Genomic DNA, 4,528 nt, shown 5'->3' on the forward strand with positions numbered 1-4,528 from the left:
GCAAAGAACTTCAACATTATGTCTAAAATCGCTCTTTTCTTTGTCGACAAAATGAAGGAAAAAAGCGGCAAAAGACTCATNACCCAATTCCGGACCAACGCCACTCTGAAGCCATCCGAGCTGCTATCTATCAAGCTGTGAGCCCATTCCCCAAAAACGTCAGCCCTGTCTACCCCAGATGAGCTTGTGGCATACTCTGGAAATTGTGGTATCTTTAGCCCGTCGAATGATGTATAATGACTTAGTAACTAAAGTGTAACATAAGAATTATGGAAGGAATGACTGAGCTGATCGGTACCAATGCGGGTCTCGTGTGGGAGGTGCTCCGTGCGAGCAAGAAAGCAATGACTGATAAGGAAATCAAGAGCGCCACTAAGATCTCAACCCTGAGAGAGGTCCACATTGCTCTCGGCTGGCTCGCAAGAGAGGATAAGCTGGTCTTTGAGGATGGCTCTGCTGTGGTAGTAAGACTAAAGTAACCTGTCATCAGCTCACGTGTGAGGAGCCCCGTGGACTGCCCAAGCGAGAGCTGAGCAAAGATATGGGGGTGTGTCGAAATGATTTTTCGACACACCCCCATTGCATTTATATCGGGCGGCGGATCAGATCAAGGACTTGATGATTGACCCCCAGAGCTTGTATCCCTCTCCCAGCAAGTGTAGACCGTCATTGCTGTACCTCAGGTCGAGCTTGCCGTCGGGAGTCACAAAGGACGAGTAGAGATCCACGTAGGTGACGCCCTGCCTCTCACAGATCGCTCGGATCTCAGCATTGGTCGGAGCTACTTCGGACATGTGCAACTTATGACCGGCGAAGAGGCTGATCTCGTCTGAGATAGGCAGAATGCTCTGTACAAATACCTCAGTCTCGGGACTCTCAGCCTTGATCCTACAGACGATCTTCTCAATATTCCGGGCTATGGAGTCACCTGAGACACCCTGGGCAAAATCATTGATCCCTATGAGCAGAAACAGCTTAGAGGGTTTGCCATCGGTGATGGAGCTGAGTCTCTGAAGCACTCCGTCGGTGGTATCACCTGAGATGCCACGGTTCTTGACATGCACGTTATCCAGGATCTCAGCCCACTCCCCACCGTCCGTAATGCTATTACCAAGCATGACGATGTCCTCCGGAGAAGTGGCAAGGGACTCGAAGAGCGTCTGTTTCTGATGCCAATAGGTACTCCTGCTTCTATTCTGGGCGGATAGAGAGCTACCACCGAGGAGGAGCAGCAGCACTACGCTCGAGAGTAAGAAGGATGTCTTTTTCATAAGTACAATTCGCTTCTCACAATGGATCAGATTGGTACCGCGTCATCATGCTGATACTACCTGCGCATCACCGGTCAGACAGCGTGGACGAGGAAGTAATTCTTCTTGCCCTTCTGCACGAGCATATAGGAGCCCTCGACGAGGTCGTCAGTGGTGGGCATGTACTGCGGATCGCTGATCTTCTCCTTATTGATACTGATGCCTCCGCTCTGGATCAGCTTGCGGAGCTCTCCGTTGCTCTTGAAGAATCCGCACTTGCTTACCAACAGATCAAGGAGACCGGTACTACCGTCAAAGTCACTCTTCGACACCTCCGCCATCGGCACGCCATCGAAGACCGAGAGGAATGTCTCCTCATCGATGCTGCTGAGCGTCTCCTTGGTGGCGTTACCAAAGAGGATCTCGCTCGCTCGGACCGCTGTGTCGTAGTCCTCACGAGAGTGGACCATCACGGTGATCTCCTCAGCGAGACGCCTCTGGAGAAGGCGCTCGTGGGGAGCCTTGTCGTGCTCCGCCTCCAGCGCCTCGATCTCCTCCTTACTCAGGTCGGTGAAGATCCGGATGTACTTCTTGGCATCCTCGTCGGAGACGTTGAACCAGAACTGGTAGAACTTATACGGCGTGGTATAGCGACGATCGAGCCAGACGTTTCCGCTCTCAGACTTGCCAAACTTGCCTCCGTCTGCCTTCGTGATCAGCGGACAGGTGACAGCGAGGGCATCGCTGACGCCAAGGACACGGCGGATCAGCTCCACACCGGTGGTGATATTGCCCCACTGATCGGAGCCGCCGAGCTGGAGACGGACATTCTCCGTCTGATAGAGGTGCAGGTAGTCGTATCCCTGGAGGAGCTGGTAGGAGAATTCGGTAAAGGAGAGTCCCTCGATCGCATTCGCCTCGAGACGCTTCTTCACAGACTCCTTTGCCATCATATAATTGACCGTGATGTGCTTGCCGACGTCGCGGATGAAGTCGAGGAAGCTGTAGTCCTTCATCCAGTCATAGTTATTGACCAGCACAGCTGCATTGTCAGCATCACTGTCGAAGTCAAGGAACTTCTCCAGCTGCTTCTTGATGCAGGCCTGATTGTGTCTCAGCGTCTCCTCATCGAGGAGGTTGCGCTCCTTGGACTTACCCGAGGGGTCACCGATCATACCGGTAGCTCCTCCGATGAGAGCGATGGGACGATGACCGGAGCGCTGCAGGTGTCGCAGCATCATGATTCCCACCAGGTGACCGATATGAAGTGAGTCGGCAGTAGGGTCGATACCTACATAGCCGGAGACCATACCCTTCTGCAGGGCTTCCTCAGTTCCGGGGATCATATCGTGGATCATACCACGCCACTCAAGCTCTTTGATAAAGTTCATATATCGTTACGTTCGTTCAATTTCTGCAAAGGTAGACTTTTTATGCGCCAAAAGGAAAGGGGGACTAACACTTAGTCCAAAGGCGAGACGAGCCGGTAGTGATCGACAGTGGGGACGAAGGGCTTAATCATCCGGAAGGGCAAGGGATTGTCAATACTTGGCTGTCCATAAGCGGCGATGAGATAGTCTGTCGCTCTCTGTCCCGGCGTGATCGGTATGGCGTCATCAGCATCTCTGAGCAGATGAAATCCCCAGCCCTTGTAGAAGCTGACCAGCGAAGAGGTCGCCGGCACGAGACAGGCACCTCGGTAGCCACGCTCCACCAGCCTCGGCTCTATCTCCTCCCGATAGAGACGGGACATCAGCCCCTCACCCCGACGCTCCTTCCTTGTCGTAAAGCTGTAGAGGTACGCCCAGCGTCCGGCGGAGGAGTCGACATAGTCCACCACAAGTGCCACCGCAAGGAGCGCCCCGTCGCTCTCGCATAGGAGAAAGGTGTGCTCGCCATCATAGAGGTGCTCCATAGCCAGCTCATAGTAGGGCTGCCCCTCCTCGCCAAAAGCCTCCGAGAGGAGGGAGAGAATGTACGAGCGAAGCACCCCGTCCGAGGAGTCATACGGGCGGAGACGGATCATAGGTTGAGGACCACGGTGTACTCATCGAGGAGGATCTCAGGTTTGTAGGAGAGCTTGGCCTTCCGCAGACCCTCGAGCCCCATATCCTCCTCACGATTGACGTAAGTATACTTCTCGGGTATCCTGCGGACAAACTCCCGATTGATCATGGTGAAAGCGCCATCATAGGCGACATCAGCCTTCTCGATATTGACGTCGAAGCAGCGAGCACTCTGAGGCATGCCGAGAGTAAAGGCGATCACCTTCCCCTCGACCCTCAGCAGTCCTCCGCTGAGACCAATCTCGCTCATGTGCTCTAAGGCGAAGCGGATCATCCTCCGCTCGTCGGACATACCCTCCGTGGTATCTGTCTCGCGGTACCACTCATTCTCCACCTCCATGCACTCCCTTAGCGACTCCTCCGTGATCTCCTCGTAGCTCCAGTCGGGATAGGTCCGCTCAAATCGGTTGCAGTGGTTACGCTTGGACTGCAGCTTCTTACCCGACAGGGACGCAAGCTTCTCCCTCAGGTAGATGTAGTCAGAGTAGTCACGATTGGCGAGCGTGACCATCTGATCCGGATGGATCGACTCCAGCGTCTCTACAGCCTCAGGCGTGGCGCCCATGATCGTCAGATTCTTCTCCTCCAGCTGCGCCTGATCCTGCTCCATATCGAGCAGCACCTCGCGGAGGCGGGAGTCATCAGGGCCGACAGGCATAAGGTAAGCGTGACGCTTATTATCTTCATTCCAGAAGCGGATCAGGAGAAATCCCTTGTGTACTGCGATCTCGGTCTGGTAGACATGATTCCAACCGATGAGATTAGAGAAGGTATAGTCACAGGAGAGGTAGGGATTGATCTCGTAGAAGGACTCTAAGATCGGTCGATCCTCAAGAGTAACAGGGTGGAAGGGGATGGTATCAAGCGATGACATAGATATACTTTTCTTACTTTGAATCTCGACAAAGATACCAAAAAGTGTCCGTCCTCCCCCTACCCCGACAAGACCAATCCTAAAAAGGATCATCGGGCTAATTCGCATTTTGATGTGCTGGGATGGGGAGTAAAAAGAGATTACCTTTGTTGAGGAGACAATAGATAGTAGATGAGGAAGTAGTTAGAGCATATGGAAACAGCAGAGATAACGGAGCTGATATCAGCATTTGTTCCGGAGGAGATCCTCCGCGACTTCGAGCTGAAGGAGGTGAAAAAGGAGTGCGGGGTCTACCGACTCTATATGGACGAGAAGGACGACGAGAGCCATTATCCCCC

At 53.4% G+C, this 4,528-nt stretch carries 5 protein-coding genes; 1 reads left to right on the plus strand and 4 read right to left on the minus strand.

Annotated elements, in window-relative coordinates; translation table 11 throughout:
* The first annotated feature begins 278 nt into the window (after nt 1-278).
* Complete coding sequence (locus tag B088_RS07950) at nt 279-479, plus strand: winged helix-turn-helix domain-containing protein (protein WP_018107899.1); 201 nt, start codon at nt 279-281, stop codon at nt 477-479.
* A 123-nt stretch (nt 480-602) separates the two neighbouring features.
* Here B088_RS07950 and B088_RS07955 read toward each other — a convergent pair whose 3' ends face one another.
* The 4 genes from B088_RS07955 to B088_RS07970 all read right to left on the minus strand — a co-directional run bounded on the left by B088_RS07955 (nt 603) and on the right by B088_RS07970 (nt 4,190).
* Nucleotides 603-1,271 carry a GDSL-type esterase/lipase family protein gene (locus B088_RS07955; protein WP_018107900.1) on the minus strand — a complete coding sequence of 223 codons (669 nt, stop codon included), beginning with the start codon at nt 1,269-1,271 and terminating at the stop codon, nt 603-605.
* Nucleotides 1,272-1,345: 74 nt separating this feature from the next.
* Entirely contained in the window at nt 1,346-2,641 is a 1,296-nt protein-coding gene (gene tyrS / locus B088_RS07960) for a tyrosine--tRNA ligase (protein WP_018107901.1), read from the minus strand.
* A 71-nt stretch (nt 2,642-2,712) separates the two neighbouring features.
* A complete protein-coding gene (locus tag B088_RS07965) occupies nt 2,713-3,276 on the minus strand; it encodes a GNAT family N-acetyltransferase (RefSeq protein ID WP_018107902.1) in 564 nt (187 codons plus the stop codon).
* Nucleotides 3,273-4,190 carry a DUF2156 domain-containing protein gene (locus B088_RS07970; RefSeq protein WP_018107903.1) on the minus strand — a complete coding sequence of 306 codons (918 nt, stop codon included), beginning with the start codon at nt 4,188-4,190 and terminating at the stop codon, nt 3,273-3,275. Before B088_RS07970 ends, B088_RS07965 begins: the two co-directional genes overlap by 4 nt.
* Nucleotides 4,191-4,528: the final 338 nt, after the last annotated feature.

Origin of the sequence: Porphyromonas bennonis DSM 23058 = JCM 16335, from assembly GCF_000375645.1 — a bacterium.
GTDB classification, from domain to species: Bacteria; Bacteroidota; Bacteroidia; order Bacteroidales; family Porphyromonadaceae; genus Porphyromonas_A; species Porphyromonas_A bennonis.